Consider the following 19329-nt stretch of genomic DNA (forward strand, 5'->3'; position numbering starts at 1 on the left):
AAATTTAGAGAAATGCATCAATGCGGAAGTAGATCGGCGCTTCGCGCTCGGTCAGGGCATCCGGGCGTTCCAGGGAATGGGCGAAGGTGACACTGGCGCTCAGGTGCTCGCCGCGGGCGAACAACTCCACCGAGTTGCTCGACATGCGCCCGTGCTGCCCGCCGTTGTAGCGGTCGCCGCGAATCACGCCCTGGTCATAGCCGAGGCTGGTGCCGTATTCGGCGAACACCGGGCGCAGCCACTCCACCGCCACCGGGCGGCTCCAGCGCAGGTCGTTGCGCCAGTAGCCGCCGCTGTCGCCGGACAGTGATTGGTCCTTGTAGCCACGAATCGATGATTGCCCGCCCAGGCTCATGCGCTGGGGGCTGAACAGCACGTCCTCGCTGCGCTGACCGGTCATCAGGCTGCTGAAGCTGAAGGACTCGTCCCACAGCTTGAAAGGCTGCAGGTAGCTGGCGGTGGCGGTGTATTTGCGATAGCGCGCATCCGGCACGCCAGGGCCCGGGTCGTGATCGCCCTGGGCGTCCAGGGCACCGATGCCCTCCTGCATGCCCAGGTCGAGGTTGACGAAAGCACTGCCGACTCGCCGTCCGTGGTTGATCCCGAACTGCGCCTCGCTGATGCGATTGCTGCTCTCGCGAAGCTTGCTGTCTTCGATGAAGTTGTTGGTGCGCAGGTACGAAAGACCGGTGTTGAGGGAAGTCTTGCTCAGCGCATCGCGATGGATCACCCGCTCGACCCGCAACTGATGGTTCTGGCTGTCGCCCGTCTGCTTGAAGTTGAAACCGTTGGCCGGGATTTGCGAGCGGTATTCGCTCTGGCTGTAGGTGTAGCTGACGTTCCACCAGCCCCAAGGCAGGTTGTAATAAAGCATGGCGTTGTTGGAGGTGTGCTGGTGATCGGTCATCCCATCGTGACCGCCGCGCAGCATCAACTGGTCGGCCAGGCCCAGCGGGCTGTCCCACTCGAAGCTGCTGCCCCACTGCTGTTCACCGGTGCTGCGCTGGCCGTCGTTGCTGCGCGACAGGCCGGCGCGCCAAGGCTTTTTCGGTTCATTGGTGACCCGCACTTCACTGCCACCGACTTCCTGGCCGGGGGTCAGCTCCATTTTGGCCTGGTTCGACGGCAGGCGATTGAGCTGGTCCACCATCTGCTCGATCTCCCGCAGGTTGACCAGGTCACCGGCCTTGCCGGGAAAAGCCATCGCCAATTCACGGTCCGATAACTGGCTGTTCTCGGCCCCCTTCAGGCCTTCGAGTCGCCCTTCCACCACCAGTGCGCTCAGATGCCCACCGGACAGGTCTTGCTGCGGCAGATAGGCACGGCTGGTGACCAGCCCCTTTTCGATGTAGTGGTCGGTGATGACTTTGAGCAGTTCGTTAAGCTGCGGCACCCCCAGGCATTGGCCGATGTAGGGCTTGAGCAGATGCTCGCGCTCGCTGGCGGAAAGACTGTTGGCGCCCTTGAGCTCGATGGTCTTGATCGGGAAGCAACGGGTATCGGCAGGTGCGGTGGGCTGGGCCGGCTTCGTGTCCTTGCCGGGCAGGTCCTTGAGTTCCTCCAGGCGACGACGCTGCTCTTCGAGCAAACGGTTCTGGCGCTCGCGGATCAGGTCCGTCTCGCCTGGAGTGGGGGCGGCGTGAGCCACGGTCAGCGGAGAAAGGCACAGCAAAGCCACGCACAACCTCGCCCAAAAGACGGGTGAGGACATGTTCGATCCCTCGAATGGAAAATGACATCAAAATAGTGGCGCGATATTAATGAGCCATCATTTTGACGTCAACTAAATGAATTGGGCTTTAAGGCTATTGCTGGAACCATTCATCTGAAATCGGATGGCTCCGGTACGGAGGTACGAAAGGTCCCGAGGCAGACCTGGAAACCTCCGACAAATCGGACAGGCAGTATTCGCCGCAAGACTTTTGTGTCGACGCTGGGGTACGTAGGAGCTGAGTAGGAGCTGTCGAGTGCAACGAGGCTGCGATCTTTCCCAGACGCTTGGAATCCAGGTTGGGGCTCATAAAAAAACCGGACTCAAGGTCCGGTTCTTTATGAAAGAGCTAGGCATTCGCCTCGGAAAGCACGGATACCCTGCTGGGCAGAGGTTTGACGACTACTTGCTTGCCTCCTCGACGGCTGCCGTGTTCCGAGGACCGAAAGAATATTTCAGCGCCCGTGCCTTCATGGTGCGCGGATCAGGTAAGCCTACGGTCTCTGGGCCCGCAAAGCCGGTGACACCTTTGCTGAACGTGGGATTGATCGCGTCGAACAGGAAGCTGAAACCTTGTTTGAGCGAGCTCTGGGCAATGCCGTGACACCCCATGCAACCACCCATGGTCAGGCTTTGGGTGCTGTGGTCATAAACCGGCACCTTGATGTTCGGCTGGTTGCGCGCATTGGTCAGGGTATTGTTATTCGGGATCGGGAATACGTTGCTCCCACGAAACAGCTGAATCCCCGGCTGGCTGCTTTCGACCATGATATTGGCCAGGTAGTAATCCGGATCGGTTTGAGTGCTCGACGGGATGGCCTGCACGCCTTTGAGTCGATAGTGCTTCCAGACCGAATTGTTGAATTCGCTGCTGCCATCCATGAGTTGCTTGACCTGGTTGTTCACCGCCGCGACTTCGGAATAAATGGTCAGCGGTTGAACGACACGAATCGGGCCTGCCTGCCCCTCGGGAATTCCATTACTGTTGGAGTAGACGGGAGGATTGAGGTTCGAATTGGCGACGGGCCCCGCCTTCGGTAAAGAAACCGTATGGGTTTTGCTGCCGTCAGAGAAAGTGGCCGTTGGGGGATTTGTATCGGAACCGGGGTAAGCAATCTCGTTGTAGTTGGCGATGTAGTAGAGTCCGCTCGGCGACTTGCCATCGGACAACGTCAGGGCATCCTCATGCTCGAACGTGGCGAATATGAAGGTCGGGTAGTTGGGCGTCTTGTGGATGATGTGCAGGGCAACCAGCGCGTAGTCTTCATTGTGCGCCACCGGCGCATCGTCTTTGCCCTGGTAGGTCACCACCGTCGCTGTATGGTAGCGCCCACGATTCTGTACCGGGATGTCTGCCAGCTTGCGCCATGCCGCCTTGACCTCCACCGCACCGTCGGGCAGCACTACATTAGTATCCGGGAAGCTGGTCAGGCCTTTCGCATATTCGTAAACGACGGGGTTCGCCTTGGCCTCGAACAGGATCTGGCTGTCGTTTGAAGGTGCATAGTCGTTTCCTGTCTTCGCCGCATTCGGCGGGTTGACCGGGAAAAATATCGCGTTCTGACCTATCTGGGTCGCCTCGTCCAGATTGTTGTAATGAGCATAGGTGGCGCCAGCCGCCAAGGGCACCCCAGTGGGGAAATTGATGTAGCTGTATTGCGGGTCGGAACCAAACGGACGTATAGGACCGCCAGCGGAGTTTTTTTGTTTTCCCGCCGGAAACAGCTCGGTACGGTGAGCGAAGGTTTGCCACAACAAGGGATTGGGAGATTGTGAGGCCTTGCCCGAATCGGCAAAGCTGCCGGTGGGATTGCCGACGCCACGGTTAGCCGGCAACGGGGTCTTGGCCGTATTGTTCAGTGCGAAAAAACTCCGCCAGGCGAACGTCGCATAGTCGGTATGGCTAAGACCCGTTGCCAGGTCCGCAGGCAGTTGTGGGTTGTCTGCTGTCAGATCGCTCGTGGTAATGGCATAGGAAACGCCCAGCCCCGGCGCGCCCGTCAAATCCCCGGGGAACGTCTTGGAAAAATAGGGGCTCCAGTTGACTCCGTCGGTTGAAGCAAACGTATTCGTGCCACTGCTGATAAAAATGCGGTTGCCGATCATTGTGGCACGGCTCAGGAGAAGCTCATTGGCGATACCCGACAGCGTTTGCTCATCGCCCCACTGAGCACTGCGGTTGTAAGCACGCACGGCCAAATGGCCAACGTCATAAGAGTAGTAAAGCAACAGTTCACCGTTATAGACCACCGGCACTATGCTCAGGACCCTGTAAGCGTTTGCCTTGAACCCGAGATTTGGCTGGCTCCACTGAAGACCATCGTCCGAGGTCACGTAGTAAACCGTGTCGTCATCCTCCTCGCAGTAGAAGACAAACAATTGTCCGTTGTACACCACAGGACTGTTATAGGCTGCATCACTGGAAGCCGTGACAGGGCTAGCGTCGGACCAAGTCATCCCATCTTCGGAACTGATGCTATTTATTTGAGCCTGGTCGGTAAAGGTCAGTATCAGCTTTTGCTTGAACACCGTGACTGAAACATTACCCAAGATATTGGCGACGGGGATGGACTGTGGGGCAGACCAGTTATTTCCCTGCGCCGAAGTAGAAAAATAGATATGAGCGGTATCGCTATCGCTGACCCAGAACATATACATCTTGCCTTTGAACGATTGCACCGCGGGTGTAAACAACCCAACCGAAATGGATGGCACGTTGCTGGTTGCAGACGGCTTTCCGTTGAGGGCATCAGGACTGTCGAATACGTCCACCTCGATCCCCACACCTCTTTGCGGAGTGGCGATGACCACACTTTCTGCATAACTTGATGAGACCGCGAATAAACTACACAGGCACAACACCAGCCGACTGGACATCGCTCCAAGGCTCATCGCTTTCATTCCTTTGAGTTAATGAAGATCCAACATCTGGACAGGAGCACTTCAGCGTTGAAGGTACAGCGCTGCCTGTCACATTTTCCATGGTAGACGACGGTTTAATATCGGCGAGGGAATTACGAAAAAGAAAGCCATCAGGGCGATGGCCAATGAACTTTCCACCCGAGACCGGCCTCAACCCATTACCTGCCCAACAAGGAATACGAGGCCCTGCCATGAAAACCCTCTTGAAACTCACCCTCGCAGCCACCCTGACCTGCGCCCTGCCCGCCTGGGCTTGCACGCCTGACGAAGCCACCCTCAAACGTGAACAGCTGGCCCAGGAAGTGTCCAAGCTCACCGAGCAGAATCCGGCCAAGGCCAAGGAAATCAATGATGAGTTGCAGGCCATGAACCTGGAGACCGCCAGCAAGGATCTGCCGGATAAGTGCCAGTTGATCGATAAGCGTCTGGAGGAGTTGAAGCAGGCGGAGAAGAAGGCTGGGTGATTAACCACAGCCTGCTTTTGTGGCGAGGGTACATTCGTGGGAGCAAGGCTTGCCCGCGATGAAGGCGATGCGGTCTTTCAGAAATCGAGGCGTCTGTGTCGCGAGCAAGCTTTGCTCCCACAAATCCCCCTCGCCACAGGTTCTGGCCGAAGTTCGGGTTGAGTTTCAGCCATAAAAAAACCGGACCCAAGGTCCGGTTTTTCATGAAGCACTACCGCCGCTTCACTCAGCCACAGGCGCCTCTGGCTTGCGGCGCTTGAGCGGGGCCATGCCGTCCTTGCTGACCAGCGACGGGGCATCGGTCTTCGGACGGTTGGCGGTCTTGCGCTTGGTCGGGGCCTTGGCACCGGTTTTCTTCTTGTCGCCCTTGGCGTCGACCTTTTTCTTCTTCACACCCACGGCCTTGCCCGACGCCTTGACCTTTTTCGGCCCGCCGTAAGTGCCTTTGACTTCCTTGATGGTACGGCGCTCGAAGCTCTGCTTGAGGTAGCGCTCGATGCTCGACATCAGGTTCCAGTCGCCGTGGCAGATCAGCGAAATCGCCAGGCCGTCATTGCCGGCGCGGCCGGTGCGGCCGATGCGGTGCACGTATTCGTCGCCGCTACGGGGCATGTCGAAGTTGATGACCATGTCCAGGCCATCCACGTCCAGGCCGCGGGCGGCGACATCGGTGGCGACGAGGATTTTCACGCCGCCCTGCTTGAGGCGGTCGATGGCCAGCTTGCGGTCCTTCTGGTCTTTCTCGCCGTGCAGCACGAACGCCTTATATTCCTGGGCCACCAGGCGACCGTAGATACGGTCGGCCATGGCCCGGGTGTTGGTGAACACAATGGCTTTTTCGTAGGTTTCGTTGGCCAGCAACCAGTTGACGATCTGTTCTTTGTGCTGGTTGTGGTCGGCGGTGATGATCTGCTGGCGGGTGGTGGAATTCAGCTGGCTGACCGCGTTGAGCTGCAAGTGCTCAGGGTTGTTCAACACCTTGGCGATCATCTCGCGCAGGCCCGAACCGCCGGTGGTGGCGGAGAACAGCATGGTCTGCTGGCGATTGACGCATTCGTCCACCAGGCGCTGCACGTCTTCGGCAAAGCCCATGTCCAGCATGCGATCGGCCTCGTCCAGCACCAGCACTTCGACTTCCTTGAGGTCGAGGTTGCCGGCGTTCAACTGCTCGATCATCCGCCCCGGCGTGCCGATCAGGATGTCCGGCACCTTGCGCAACATGGCGGCCTGGACCTTGAAGTCTTCGCCGCCGGTGATCAGGCCGGACTTGATGAAGGTGAATTGCGAGAAGCGCTCCACTTCCTTCAAGGTCTGCTGGGCCAGTTCGCGGGTCGGCAGCAGGATCAGGGTCTTGATGCTGACGCGGACCTTGGCCGGGCCGATCAAGCGGTTGAGGATCGGCAGCACGAACGCGGCGGTCTTGCCGCTGCCGGTCTGCGCCGTCACCCGCAGGTCACGCCCCTGGAGCGCGAGCGGAATAGCCGCTGCCTGCACCGGCGTTGGCTCGACAAATTTAAGCTCGGCCACGGCTTTGAGCAGGCGTTCGTGCAGGGCGAATTGGGAAAACACGGGTGCTACCTCGAAGAAATACAAAAAAACAGCTGCATAGGGTAACGGTTTCGAGCGCTAAGGCCGAGTTTCTTTATACAAACGGCGGTAAATCGGTGCATTTTTATAAGCCGATTTGTCATCGACGGTCACTTGACCGGGCTTAAATGCTCTAATCGTCCCGTCGTGTCTTTATAGAAGAACCGTTTCGTCCATGGACATCAAACAACTCTGGGTCAACATCCAAGACCTCTGGGGTGCCCTTGACCAGCACCCGCTCCTGCATTCCAGCCTCGCCCTGATGTTGCTGCTGGTCATCGCCCTGGTGCTGGGACGGGTAGCGCGCTACCTGATCCTGCACGCGGCCAAGCTGCTCGGGCGTCAACCGGCCCTGCACTGGGTCAACGACCTGCGCCAGAACAAGGTCTTCCATCGCCTGGCGCAGATGACGCCATCACTGATCATCCAGTTCGGCCTGCACCTGGTGCCGGAACTGAGCAAGACCAGCATGATTTTCCTGGGCAACGTCGCCCTGGCGTTCACCATCCTGTTCATGGTGCTGAGCCTCAGTGCCCTGCTCAGCGCCCTGCTGGACGTGTACGCCCGCACCGAACATGCGCGTACCCGCTCGATCAAGGGCTACGTGCAACTGACGAAGATGGTGCTGTATGTGTTTGGCGCGATCATCATCGTCGCCACGCTGATCGACCGTTCGCCGCTGTTGCTGCTGTCGGGCCTGGGTGCGATGTCGGCGGTGATCCTGTTGGTCTACAAGGACACCCTGCTGTCATTCGTCGCCAGCGTGCAGCTGACCAGCAATGACATGCTGCGGGTCGGCGACTGGATCGAGATGCCCCAGGTCGGCGCCGACGGTGATGTGGTGGATATCACGCTGCACACGGTGAAGGTGCAGAACTTCGACAAGACCATCGTCTCGATCCCGACCTGGCGACTGATGTCCGAGTCGTTCAAGAACTGGCGCGGCATGCAGCAGTCCGGCGGGCGACGGATCAAGCGCAGCCTGTTCATTGACGCCAGCGGCGTGCGCTTCCTGCATGACGAGGAAGAACAGCGCCTGACCCAGGTGCGCCTGCTAACCGACTACATCGGCCGCAAGCAGGCCGAGCTCAAGGCCTGGAACGAGGCCCAGGGCAACGTGGCGGCGATGTCGGCCAACCGTCGGCGGATGACCAACCTGGGCACCTTCCGCGCCTACGCCCTGGCCTATTTGAAGAGTCACCCGGAGATCCAGCCGAACATGACCTGCATGGTCCGGCAGATGCAGACCACCGCCCAGGGTATCCCGCTGGAAATCTACTGCTTCACTCGCACCACTGCATGGACCGACTATGAACGCATCCAGGGGGATATTTTCGATTACCTGCTGGCGGTGATGCCGGAGTTCGGATTGAACCTGTACCAGCAGCCTAGCGGCATGGACTTGCGCTCGGGATTGTTGCCGGCGGTGTTGGGGGCGAGCTCAATGTCGGAGCCGCAGAAGCAGGTGATCTGAAACCACCACAGATCCCCTGTGGGAGCGAGCTTGCTCGCGATGACGGTGTATCAGAAACATAGTTGCTGACTGACACTCCGCCATCGCGAGCAAGCTCGCTCCCACAAAGGGTTTCAGTGTGCAGGCTGAGGCTGGCGGATCCCCAACCGACTGATCCACACCGCCGTCAATATCACCGCCCCACCCAGCAGCAACCGCCCCAAGGCCTCGTGCTGGTTCCAGATGAGCAGGTTCATCAGCAGCCCCACCGGCACGTGCAGGTTGTTCATCACCGCCAGCGTCCCGCCGTTGACCAGGCAGGCGCCTTTGTTCCACCAGTACAACCCCAGCGCGGTGGAAACCAGGCCGAGGAACACCAGCACGCCCCATTGCAACGGCGCTTCTGGCCAGAAATTGGCCTTGCCGAACAGCAGGAATGCCGGTAACGCCACCATCAACGCACCGAGATAGAAATAGCCAAAACGGCGGTAGTGCGGCAGGTCGCTCGGGTGACGGGCCACCAGGTGTTTGTAGAGCACCTGCCCGGCCGCGTAGGTGAAGTTGGCCAGTTGCAGCAGCAAGAAGCCCACGAAGAAATCCGGGTTGATCCGGTCGTAGCGAATCACCGCCGCCCCCGCCACGGCCACCAGCGCCGCGATCAGCGCCCAGGGGTTGAAGCGACGGTTCAGCGCGTCTTCGATCAAGGTCACGTGCAGGGGCGTCAGGATGGTGAAGAGCAACACCTCGGGCACCGTCAGCACTCGGAAGCTCAGATACAGGCAGACGTAGGTCACGCCAAACTGCAAGGCACCGATCAGCAACATGCCGCGCATGAACGCCGGCTCCACCTGGCGCCAGCGCGTCAGCGGAATGAACACCAGCCCGGCCAGCAACACCCGCACCAGCACCGCGAAATAACTGTCCACATGCCCAGCCAGGTACTCGCCGATCAGGCTGAAGGAAAACGCCTGGATCAATGTCACAAAAAGTAGATAGCCCATACCGCCCTCGTTTCGAATGACGGCGAAGATAGCGTTTTTGAACGGTGGGAGCGAGCTTGCTCGCGATGGCGGCGTGTCAGTCAGCATCTGTATTTCTGACCCTCCGCCATCGCGAGCAAGCTCGCTCCCACAGATACTCCACTAACTTGGAAATTCATCCACGACCCAAGGAGTGGCCTGACGCTGGTGCCGATGGCTGGCGGCACGCTGGAGCACTCGGGTCAGCGCCTGGAAGTTTGCCGGTTTGGTCAAGATGTCATCGGCACCCGCGGCCCTGAAACGCTCTATCTCGCTGGAAAAAACACTCGCGGTGAAAGCAACGATGTAGCAGGTATCGCCCTGGGGTAACTCGCGAATTCTACGCACAGCCTCCATCCCATCCATCACGGGCATGTTGATATCCATCAGAATGATCTCTGGCGTCGAAGCCATGCAACGATTGACCGCTTCCAGGCCATCTGACGCAAGGTCGGGGGTATAACCCAACTCTTGTAGCATCGCCATGGCCACTTTCTGACTCACCGGATGGTTCTCCACCAGAAGGATATCGAGCGGATAATCCTCGGCAAAAGACGAGTCGAAGCCAACCGCCGCATGATCATCCTTGATGGGTATTTCCGAGACTGAAAAAAGCGCCAGGGGCAGAGAGAAGGAGAATGTCGAGCCCAAACCTGGCTGACTGGTGAACGTTAACGTCCCCTGCTGCGCCTCGAGCAGGTTCTTGCAGATAGAAAGACCCAACCCGCTCCCAGTGAAGCGTTGGCTAGCCGCTCCTTTAAACTGGGCAAAGGGCTTGAACAGATTGTCTTGCCGTTCCGTGGGGATACCGATGCCGGTATCGCGTATGGAGAAGTCGAGCCACGCTTGAGAGCCGTAACCGCTGGTGGTGACCAGGAGCGATATTTTTCCGGCTTCGGTAAATTTGACCGCATTGCCCAGCAAGTTGATCAATATCTGGCGAAGGCAATCCATATCGGTCTTGACCAAAGGCGGTACGTCCGGGGAAAACTGCGCCTCCAGCACGATGGGTTTGTCCTGGATATTTTGCCGGATGAGTTCCATACAGGATGAAACCAGTGCTCTCACTTCGAAAACACGAGGTTTCAATTCAAGTTTGCCCGCTTCGATTTTGGCGAGATCGAGAATGTTATCGATAAGAGACAGCAGGGTCCGTCCACTGGAATGAATCGTAGTGAGAAGACGGCGTTGCTCGGGATCCAGGGCGGACCGGGCCAATAATTCGGTCGCGCCAATGACACCGTACATTGGGGTGCGAATTTCATGACTCATGGTTGCCAGAAAGCTGGTTTTTGAACGATCAGCGTCTTCGGCGGCATTTTTAGCCTGATTCAATACCTGCTCATTGACTCGCAGTTGCTGGAGATGAGCGCGCATGCGTAAAAGGAGGAAAGCGAGAAATATCAGGATGGCCAGGATGATGTGGTACAGCGAGTCATGATTAAGTTGTTGGTAGTAGTCCGCCAAGGTAATTTCCGCCCCGACAACATACACCGTACCGTCTTGTGATTTTAAGGGGACAAAAACCGCGCGAAAATCACCCCAATGATCCGAGTAGTCGATCCAGGTTGGCTCGGTACGCTTAAAACTATCGAGTAAAGCCTGGCTGGCATCGGGATAAGGGTCGAAAAAACGCACGAAATTCTTCTCTTGAATTTCTTTTTTCGATGCACTGGAACTGACCAGGTAGGCCTTTGCACCTCGCTTGATCACGCTATAGACAAAAGCAGTGCCCATGGACTCGTTGAAGCCGGAGAGGCGCTGGATAGTATCCCAGTCCTGCGCTTGCGATTTGGATTGTTTATCGACCAGATTGTCATGGTAACGGTCGCCGAGGATGGCCGAAGCACCCAGCGCGGCATGCAGCAATTTGTTATTAATGTTGTCAGTAAGGACGCTTTGCGTCTCGACATAGAGGTAGTAGATATAGCCACCTGCCCCTATGAGATAGGCCAGAAATAAAGCCCATGTTTGCCGTTTGATTTTTAACATATCACAGCCTCCCTACTGTAATTCGGCGCATAAATTACCACAGCCAGACGTCGACGGACTTGCCCAATCCGAGTGAGTTTGCGGCCTGTCTATCTCCCAGCCCTCAAGGCTTGAGGGGCCGTTCATGTCAGGTGGTGGTTATTTCTATTCCCCAAAAAAAAGCCCGATCTCGCTAAAGCGTTCAATCGGGCTGATGCACTCAGGAGCAAAAAGTGCAAAGGGAGGTTCGATGCGCAAAACGATTTGAAGGGAAGCGCCAGGCCACTAGACCACCTGGCGATTATCCGAGGATTAACGGATCAGGCGACCTGGGACAGTTTGGCGTTGGCCTGATTCAGGCCCTTCTCCTGGAAGTCGCCGCCCAGGTTCATGCCTTCGGCATGGATGAAGGTCACGTCGTGGATCCCGATGAAGCCCATGACCTGGCGCAAGTAGGGTTCTTGATGGTCAGTGCTGCCGCCGGCGTGAATGCCGCCACGGGCGGTCAGCACGAAGGCGCGCTTGTCGGCCAGCAGGCCTTGAGGGCCGGTGGGGGTGTATTTGAACGTCACGCCGGCACGCAGCACATGGTCGAGCCAGGCCTTCAGAGTGCTGGGAATGGCGAAGTTGTACATCGGTGCAGCCATTACCAGCACGTCGGCGGCCAGCAGTTCATCGGTCAGTTGGTTGGAACGCTCCAGCGAGGCGTTTTCAACGTCGCTGCGCTGCTCGGCCGGCTTCATCCAGCCACCCAGCAGATTGGCATCCAGGTGCGGCACCGGATTGACGGCCAGGTCGCGAACGCTGATTTCATCGGCCGGGTGCGCCGCTTTCCACTGGCTGATAAAGGTCTGGGTCAGTTGACGGGACACCGAGTCTTGCTGGCGGGCACTGCTTTCGATGATCAGAACGCGGGACATGGCTTGTAGGCTCCATCTGAGAATGTTGTCAGTCGATGGAGTGAAGGTTAAACGCGATCATATCGATGAAAAAGCGCAAATAACTGCTGTAAAGCATCGATAAATTCGTTTATAAGCGGAGCAAGCAATATTGCCTGCCTCACTGCCGGGCTATTTCGGCTGACAGGTCAGCTTGATGCGCAGCTTGATGATGTTGCGGTTGAACTTGGCCGTGGCGTTCTTGAACTTGCCGGCGGCGACTTCGATCTTGCGGGTGCGCGGTGCCTCGGGACCGTTGTTGAACACCACGGTGCAGGCCGCGTCGGTGCTGCCGTAATTGTTGACCTGGATAGAGCCGATGTCGGCATCGGTGTCATAGGCGGTGTAGTCGATACTCAGGCCGTTGAGGTGTTTTTCCACATCGATCGGGTAGGCAAACGCAGTCAGTGGCAGCAAGGCCAGCACCACACAACAGATTTTCTTCATTCGGCAGTCTCCACCAAGGGACCGCCAGCTTAGGACAAGAGGAGCCCGATATGAAAGCGCCCCGCGTGACCCTGGATCAATGGCGCACCTTGCAGGCCGTGGTCGACCACGGCGGTTTCGCCCAGGCCGCCGAAGTGCTGCATCGCTCCCAGTCATCCGTGAGCTACACGGTGGCCCGCATGCAGGATCAGCTCGGCGTGCCGTTGCTGCGCATCGACGGACGCAAGGCCGTGCTGACCGAAGCCGGCGGGGTGCTGCTGCGCCGCTCGCGGCAACTGGTGAAACAGGCCAGCCAATTGGAAGACCTGGCCCACCACATGGAGCAGGGCTGGGAAGCGGAAGTGCGCCTGGTGGTCGACGCGGCCTACCCCAACGCCCGCCTCGTCCGCGCCTTGACCGCGTTCATGCCGCAAAGCCGTGGTTGCCGGGTGCGGCTGCGCGAAGAAGTGTTGTCGGGCGTCGAGGAAGTGCTGCTCGAAGGCGTGGCCGACCTGGCCATCAGCGGCTTCAGCATTCCCGGTTACCTGGGGGCGGAGTTGAGCGACGTGGAGTTCATCGCGGTGGCCCATCCCGAGCATGCCCTGCACCGCCTCAATCGCGAGCTGAACTTCCAGGACCTGGAAAGCCAGTTGCAAGTGGTCATCCGCGACTCCGGCCGCCAGCAGCCTCGCGACGTCGGCTGGCTCGGCGCCGAGCAGCGCTGGACCGTGGGCAGCCTGGCCACCGCCGCGAGTTTTGTCGGCAGCGGCCTGGGCTTCGCCTGGCTGCCCCGGCACATGATCGAACGGGAACTCAAGGAAGGCGTGCTCAAGCGTCTACCCTTGGAACAGGGAGGCAGCCGCAACTCGACCTTCTATCTTTTCTCGAACAAGGAAAAACCCCTGGGCCCGGCCACGCAAATCCTGATCGAATTGCTGCGCACCTTCGACACCGCGCCGCTGGATGCGCCGTTCGCCGCCCCTGAACAAGCCTGACAAGGATTTCGCCGATGGCCTATTTTGCGCACGAAGGATGCGACCTGCACTACGAGGAATACGGCCACGGCACGCCCTTGGTGCTGGTCCATGGGCTGGGCTCCAGCACCCGCGACTGGGAAAAGCAGATCCCGGCATTGTCCGCCCGCTACCGCCTGATCGTGATGGATGTGCGCGGGCACGGCCGTTCCGACAAACCCCGCGAGCGCTACAGCATCAAAGGTTTCAGTGCCGACCTGAGCGCCCTGATCGATCACCTGGACCTGGGCCCGGTGCATTTGGTGGGCTGGTCCATGGGCGGCATGATCTGTTTCCAATTGGCGGTGGATGAGCCCGAACGGATCAGGAGCCTGTGCATCGTCAACAGCGCGCCAGAGGTCAAGGTCCGCACGCCCGACGATTGCTGGCAATGGTTCAAGCGCTGGAGCCTGATGCGCATCCTCAGCCTGGAAACCATCGGCAAGGCCCTGGGCGCCAAGCTGTTTCCCAAGCCCGAGCAAACCGAGTTACGCCTGGAAATGGCCCGGCGCTGGGCAAAGAACGACAAACGTGCTTATCTCGCCAGCTTCGATGCAATCGTGGGGTGGGGCGTTCAGGAACGACTTTCACAGGTCGCCTGTCCAACCCTCGTCATCTGCGCCGACCACGACTACACCCCGGTGGCGCTGAAAGAAGCCTATGTAAAGCGGCTCCCCAATGCGCATCTGGTGGTCATCGCCGATTCACGGCACGCTACCCCGCTGGATCAACCCGAACGCTTCAACCAAACCCTGCTCGACTTTTTGACCGCAACCGATTCCACCACTCAGGATCTCTGACCCCATGCTGAAAAAAATCGCCCTTGCCGCCAGCACCGTACTGTTTGCCGCCAACCTGATGGCTGCGACTCCCGCCAAGGCACCCCATGTATTGCTGGACACCACCAACGGCCAGATCGAAATCGAACTGGACCCGGTCAAGGCCCCCATCAGTACCAAGAACTTCCTCGAGTACGTGGACAGTGGTTTCTACAACAACACGATTTTCCACCGCGTGATCCCGGGCTTCATGGCCCAGGGCGGCGGCTTCACCACACAGATGCAACAGAAAGACACCAAGGCACCGATCAAGAACGAAGCCAGCAATGGCCTGCACAACGTTCGCGGCACCTTGTCGATGGCGCGCACGTCCAACCCGGACTCGGCCACCAGCCAGTTCTTCATCAACGTGGCCGACAACGCCTTCCTCGATCCGGGCCGTGACGCCGGCTATGCAGTGTTCGCCAAGGTGGTCAAGGGCATGGACGTGGTGGACATCATCGTCAACTCCCAGACCACCACCAAGCAAGGCATGCAAAACGTGCCGATCGACCCTGTGCTCATCAAGTCGGCCAAGCGCATCGACTGAAGCGGCACACGGCAAGCCTGGGCGGCGCGGTCATCCCGCATCGCCCATCAGCAAAAGGAGAGCCCCTGCCAGGGCATTTACAGATGGTTTTTCGCCGCTTCGAAACACTGATCGATATCTTCCGCGACGCCCCGAGTTCGGCCCCGCCGAACCGCGTCCTGCCCTTCTACACCTATTACCTGAAACAGGTCTGGCCCAGCTTCGTCGTGCTGCTGGTGGTTGGCCTGATCGGCGCGCTGATCGAAGTGGCGCTGTTCAGCTACCTTAGCCGCATCATCGACCTGACCCAAGGCACGCCCAACGTGGACTTCTTCAAGGTCCATGGCCTGGAGCTGGCCTGGATGGCCGTGGTGGCGCTGGTTTTCCGGCCGATCTTCGTGGCCCTGCACGACCTGCTGGTGCACCAGACCCTGAGCCCCGGCATGACCAGCCTGATCCGCTGGCAGAACCACAGCTACGTGCTCAAGCAGAGCCTGAATTTCTTCCAGAACGATTTCGCCGGGCGCATCGCCCAGCGCATCATGCAGACCGGCAACTCCCTGCGCGACTCGGCGGTCCAGGCGGTGGATGCCCTGTGGCACGTACTGATCTATGCCGTCAGTTCCCTGGTGCTGTTCGCCGAAGCCGACTGGCGCCTGATGATCCCGCTGCTGATGTGGATTGCCGCCTACATCGGCGCACTTTGCTATTTCGTGCCACGGGTCAAGGAGCGCTCGGTGGTGTCGTCCGATGCCCGCTCCAAACTCATGGGGCGGATCGTCGACGGCTACACCAACATCACCACCCTGAAGCTGTTCGCCCATACCAATTTCGAACAGCAATACGCCCGCGAAGCCATCCAGGAACAGACCGAAAAAGCCCAGTTGGCTGGCCGCGTGGTGACCAGCATGGACGTGGTTATCACCAGCATGAACGGACTGCTGATCGTCGGCACCACCGCGCTGGCACTGTGGCTCTGGACCCAGTCGCTGATCAGCGTGGGCGCCATTGCCCTGGCGACCGGGCTGGTGATCCGCATCGTCAACATGTCCGGTTGGATCATGTGGGTGGTCAACGGCATCTTCGAAAACATCGGCATGGTCCAGGACGGCCTGCAAACCATCGCCCAGCCGGTCAGCGTCACCGACCGCGACCAGGCCAAGCCCCTGGCTGTGGCTCGCGGCGAGGTGCGTTTCGAGCATGTGGATTTCCACTATGGCAAGAAAAGCGGGGTCATCGGCGACCTCAACCTGACCATCGAGCCCGGTGAGAAAATCGGCCTGATCGGCCCGTCCGGCGCGGGTAAATCCACCTTGGTGAACCTGCTGCTGCGCCTCTATGACGTGCAAGGCGGGCGCATCCTCATCGACGGCCAGGACATCGCCGAAGTCGGCCAGGAAAGCCTGCGCGAGCGCATCGGCATGATCACCCAGGACACCTCGCTGCTGCATCGCTCGATTCGCGAAAACCTGCTCTACGGCAAACCCGACGCCACCGATGCGCAACTCTGGGAAGCCGTGCACAAGGCCCGGGCCGATGAATTCATCCCATTGCTGTCGGACGCCGAAGGCCGCACCGGCTTCGATGCCCATGTGGGTGAGCGCGGAGTGAAATTGTCCGGCGGCCAGCGCCAGCGCATCGCTATCGCGCGAGTGCTGCTCAAGGACGCGCCGATTCTGATCATGGACGAAGCGACGTCAGCGCTGGACTCGGAAGTCGAGGCGGCGATCCAGGAAAGCCTCGAGACCCTGATGCAAGGCAAGACCGTGATCGCCATCGCCCACCGCCTCTCCACCATCGCCCGGATGGACCGATTGGTGGTGCTGGAAAATGGCCGCATCGCCGAAACCGGCAGCCATGCCGAATTGCTGGCCCAGGGCGGGTTATATGCGCGGTTGTGGCAGCATCAGACGGGTGGGTTCGTGGGGATCGACTGAGCGGAGGGGATGGGTCAGGCCCTATGGATAAGGACCTGACTGGCTTACCTTACTGTGGCGAGGGGATTTATCCCCGCTGGGCTGCGAAGCAGCCCCAATACAGTTAACTCATTCGAGCCTGACACAACCGAGTGATCTGGTTCTAGGACTGCTTCGCAGTCCAGCGGGGATAAATCCCCTCGCCACAGGGTTCGGTGCCAATCCTGGGATATCAGCCCTGCCGATACGGCAGTGCCGCCCTGGCCTCTTCGGCGTACGCCAGCACCCCCTCCTGCTCGCGCACGAGAAAATCCGCCACCGCCACTTTCAACCCCGGATGACGCAAGTAATGCCATGAGCGGGTAATCACTGGCTCGAACCCGCGAATCAACTTGTGCTCGCCCTGGGCGCCGGCATCGAAGCGCTGCAAGCCATGGGCAATCGCGTAGTCCATGCCTTGATAGAAACAGGTCTCGAAGTGCAACCGGTCGAACTCCGCCAGGCAGCCCCAGTACCGTCCATAGAAGCTGTCGCCGCCCACCAGGCTGAACGCCATCGCCACCGGCCGTGAACCTTGCTTGGCCAGCACCACACGAATCGCCTCGGGCATGCGTTCGGCCAGCAGGCTAAAGAACGCCCGGGTCAGGTACGGCGCCTGCCGTCGTATCGCGTAGGTGTTGGCGTAACAGGCGTAGACAAAATCCCACTGTGCCTCGTCCAACTGATGACCTTCGAGCCATTCGAACGCGATGCCCTGCCCCGCCACTTGTTCGCGTTCCTTGCGCATCTGCTTGCGCTTGCGGGAACTGAGGGCGTCGAGAAAATCCTGGAAGTCGCGATAACCGCGATTTTGCCAGTGATACTGGCAGCCAATCCGCTGCAGCCAGCCTTCTTGCCCGGCAAGTGCCGCGTCGGTGAAGGCATCGGTGAAGTTGACGTGGGCACTGGAAAGCCCTTCGATTTCCAGGTAGCCGGGCACGCTGCCCAGCAACTCCAGACCGTCCTCCACCCGCGCCGCTAACAGTCGCGGACCACTGACCGGACTGAACGGTACCGCCGTCAACAGCTTGGGGTAGTAATCGATGCCGGCACGGGCGCAAGCGTCGGCCCAGCCGTGGTCGAACACGTATTCACCGTAGGAATGCCACTTGCGGTAACTGGGCAAGGCCGCCAGCAGACGACCGCCTTCGATGTGCAGCAAATGTTCAGGCTGCCAACCGGATTGCGGGCCGAGGCTGGCGCTGTCTTCCAGGGTGCTGAGGAAGGCGTGGCGCAGGAATGGTTGGTTGGCGGGTACCAGGGTGTCCCACTGCTGAGGCGCGATGGAGGATAGGCTGTTCAGAACATGAAGCGGCATGAGGATTCCCGAAGTCCAGGCGGCGAATGGGGAGAGTATCGCCGATTTGGAGAAGAGGAACGACAAGCGGAAAGGTTTACAGCCTGCTCTTCACTGTCCGGATGGAGCTCTATAAACATTCGTACCACGAATGTTTCTCATCTCTTCCTCTGAAAGTTTAAACTTTATAAAATATGCTTCTTGTTCCGCCTCACTTCTTATTGCCACTCCCCTCCTGTAAGCCTCTGCTATTATTTTGAAATCTAAAGCGCTATGCTTGGTAATACCATCCCCACCGCGATTCAATTTAGCGAATTCGTATTCCTTACTAGCCAGTAAAGACGCTTGAATAGCGCGCTCATGCCCAGCCCGAGCAAATGATCGCTCCAAACGCATATTAAACAAATTAGTCACATGATCTGCTCGCCTCGCAGCAGCGGTGGTTTCGTAAAACAGCTTTCTTTGTTTGAGAGCCTCGATATCATCAAGCGATATAGTTTTAATAGATGCGTCCGTCATTTTATTCGCCTTAGTTCTGAGAAAACTGCTGGGCGAGCTGGTAGCACCAGGAAGATAACTAGGCGAATTAGTGGTAACCCGGAAAAATCTTAAAATATCACCTGCAACTGTATGCCCTGTAGGGTCCACATTGTTAACCGGATCCCCCACGCAATACATATATGCGTTCACCCCCCCCTTTCCAAACGGGCTCAAACTGTCCGGGCTGTGAAACCTCATCAGCCGCGGATTGAACACTCGATAACCATTGCCGAGCGAATACCACCCGGTTTGCCTTTCACACCGCTCGCCGTTGTATCCCAAGTGGCTGCTCAATAATGCTTCATCGGTACGATGGCCGTACGGTGAATAAGCGATGCCCTTGAGTCCCAGCTGAGTAAGCTCACCCAACACGCTGTTCTTGTCATCACACATCAGCAATCTGGAATGAGTCTCACCACCGATTTGGCATTCAGCGAGCACAACGCCCTCTACACGCACGAAGGTTGTACTGACAGCCCCACTGAGCTCGTTCGCCAACTCATCGTTTCGGTAGAATCCTTGTTCCTTTCCGGCGGATGTAGTGCGTCCGATCAAGCGATCAAGCGCGTCATAGTGGAAGCGAGTAGCCGTTTCGGTCGGCCAGGCGCTCTTGTCGCCCTTGTTTGAGACGGGTCCATTGGACCCAGGCTGACCTGCTTTATCTGATTCCGCCATGACGACTCTCC

General features: G+C 58.6%; 15 protein-coding genes. 6 read left to right on the forward strand and 9 right to left on the reverse strand.

Going from position 1 to position 19329, the window contains the following annotated elements:
- Positions 1-4: 4 nt before the first annotated feature.
- The gene (locus BLQ55_RS15255; protein ID WP_092254914.1) at positions 5-1711 is read right to left on the reverse strand and encodes a ShlB/FhaC/HecB family hemolysin secretion/activation protein; all 1707 of its coding nucleotides are present in this window, start codon (positions 1709-1711) and stop codon (positions 5-7) included.
- 402 nt (positions 1712-2113) lie between these two features.
- A complete protein-coding gene (locus tag BLQ55_RS15260; RefSeq protein ID WP_092254917.1) occupies positions 2114-4603 on the reverse strand; it encodes a PQQ-binding-like beta-propeller repeat protein in 2490 nt (829 codons plus the stop codon).
- 221 nt (positions 4604-4824) lie between these two features.
- Here BLQ55_RS15260 and BLQ55_RS15265 point away from each other — a divergent pair, with 221 nt between their 5' ends.
- On the forward strand, positions 4825-5097 hold the full coding sequence (locus BLQ55_RS15265; RefSeq protein ID WP_092254920.1) for a hypothetical protein: 273 nt from the start codon (positions 4825-4827) through the stop codon (positions 5095-5097).
- A 222-nt stretch (positions 5098-5319) separates the two neighbouring features.
- Here BLQ55_RS15265 and BLQ55_RS15270 read toward each other — a convergent pair whose 3' ends face one another.
- A complete protein-coding gene (locus BLQ55_RS15270) occupies positions 5320-6666 on the reverse strand; it encodes a DEAD/DEAH box helicase (protein WP_092254923.1) in 1347 nt (448 codons plus the stop codon).
- A 193-nt stretch (positions 6667-6859) separates the two neighbouring features.
- Between BLQ55_RS15270 and BLQ55_RS15275 the strand changes: the two genes are divergently transcribed.
- The gene (locus BLQ55_RS15275) at positions 6860-8158 is read left to right on the forward strand and encodes a mechanosensitive ion channel family protein (protein WP_092254926.1); all 1299 of its coding nucleotides are present in this window, start codon (positions 6860-6862) and stop codon (positions 8156-8158) included.
- A 113-nt stretch (positions 8159-8271) separates the two neighbouring features.
- Here BLQ55_RS15275 and BLQ55_RS15280 read toward each other — a convergent pair whose 3' ends face one another.
- The 4 genes from BLQ55_RS15280 to BLQ55_RS15295 form a co-directional block, all read right to left on the reverse strand.
- Positions 8272-9138: a carboxylate/amino acid/amine transporter gene (locus BLQ55_RS15280; RefSeq protein ID WP_092254927.1), complete on the reverse strand. Its 867-nt coding sequence runs from the start codon at positions 9136-9138 to the stop codon at positions 8272-8274.
- A 141-nt stretch (positions 9139-9279) separates the two neighbouring features.
- Positions 9280-11148 (reverse strand): ATP-binding protein, encoded by a 1869-nt coding sequence (locus BLQ55_RS15285; RefSeq protein ID WP_092254930.1) that lies wholly within the window; start codon positions 11146-11148, stop codon positions 9280-9282.
- 299 nt (positions 11149-11447) lie between these two features.
- Entirely contained in the window at positions 11448-12047 is a 600-nt protein-coding gene (locus BLQ55_RS15290; protein ID WP_072341417.1) for an FMN-dependent NADH-azoreductase, read from the reverse strand.
- A gap of 150 nt (positions 12048-12197) precedes the next feature.
- Positions 12198-12512: a hypothetical protein gene (locus tag BLQ55_RS15295; protein ID WP_060738712.1), complete on the reverse strand. Its 315-nt coding sequence runs from the start codon at positions 12510-12512 to the stop codon at positions 12198-12200.
- A gap of 50 nt (positions 12513-12562) precedes the next feature.
- On the opposite strand from BLQ55_RS15295, the gene BLQ55_RS15300 reads away from it, so the two are divergent.
- From BLQ55_RS15300 to BLQ55_RS15315, 4 genes are all read left to right on the forward strand, one after another.
- Complete coding sequence (locus BLQ55_RS15300) at positions 12563-13486, forward strand: PA3225 family LysR-type transcriptional regulator (protein WP_060738713.1); 924 nt, start codon at positions 12563-12565, stop codon at positions 13484-13486.
- Positions 13487-13500: 14 nt separating this feature from the next.
- Positions 13501-14304: an alpha/beta fold hydrolase gene (locus tag BLQ55_RS15305; protein WP_092204641.1), complete on the forward strand. Its 804-nt coding sequence runs from the start codon at positions 13501-13503 to the stop codon at positions 14302-14304.
- A 4-nt stretch (positions 14305-14308) separates the two neighbouring features.
- Complete coding sequence (locus tag BLQ55_RS15310; protein ID WP_092204642.1) at positions 14309-14872, forward strand: peptidylprolyl isomerase; 564 nt, start codon at positions 14309-14311, stop codon at positions 14870-14872.
- Between the two features lie 83 nt (positions 14873-14955).
- Positions 14956-16788 carry an ABC transporter ATP-binding protein gene (locus BLQ55_RS15315; RefSeq protein ID WP_092254934.1) on the forward strand — a complete coding sequence of 611 codons (1833 nt, stop codon included), beginning with the start codon at positions 14956-14958 and terminating at the stop codon, positions 16786-16788.
- A gap of 211 nt (positions 16789-16999) precedes the next feature.
- On the opposite strand, the gene BLQ55_RS15320 is transcribed toward BLQ55_RS15315, so the two are convergent.
- Complete coding sequence (locus tag BLQ55_RS15320; protein WP_092254937.1) at positions 17000-18124, reverse strand: GNAT family N-acetyltransferase; 1125 nt, start codon at positions 18122-18124, stop codon at positions 17000-17002.
- A 90-nt stretch (positions 18125-18214) separates the two neighbouring features.
- A complete protein-coding gene (locus BLQ55_RS15325; protein WP_256326587.1) occupies positions 18215-19318 on the reverse strand; it encodes an RHS repeat-associated core domain-containing protein in 1104 nt (367 codons plus the stop codon).
- Between the last annotated feature and the right edge of the window lie 11 nt (positions 19319-19329).

This window comes from Pseudomonas sp. NFACC13-1 (assembly GCF_900104425.1).
Lineage (GTDB): Bacteria > Pseudomonadota > Gammaproteobacteria > Pseudomonadales > Pseudomonadaceae > Aquipseudomonas > Aquipseudomonas fluorescens_AA.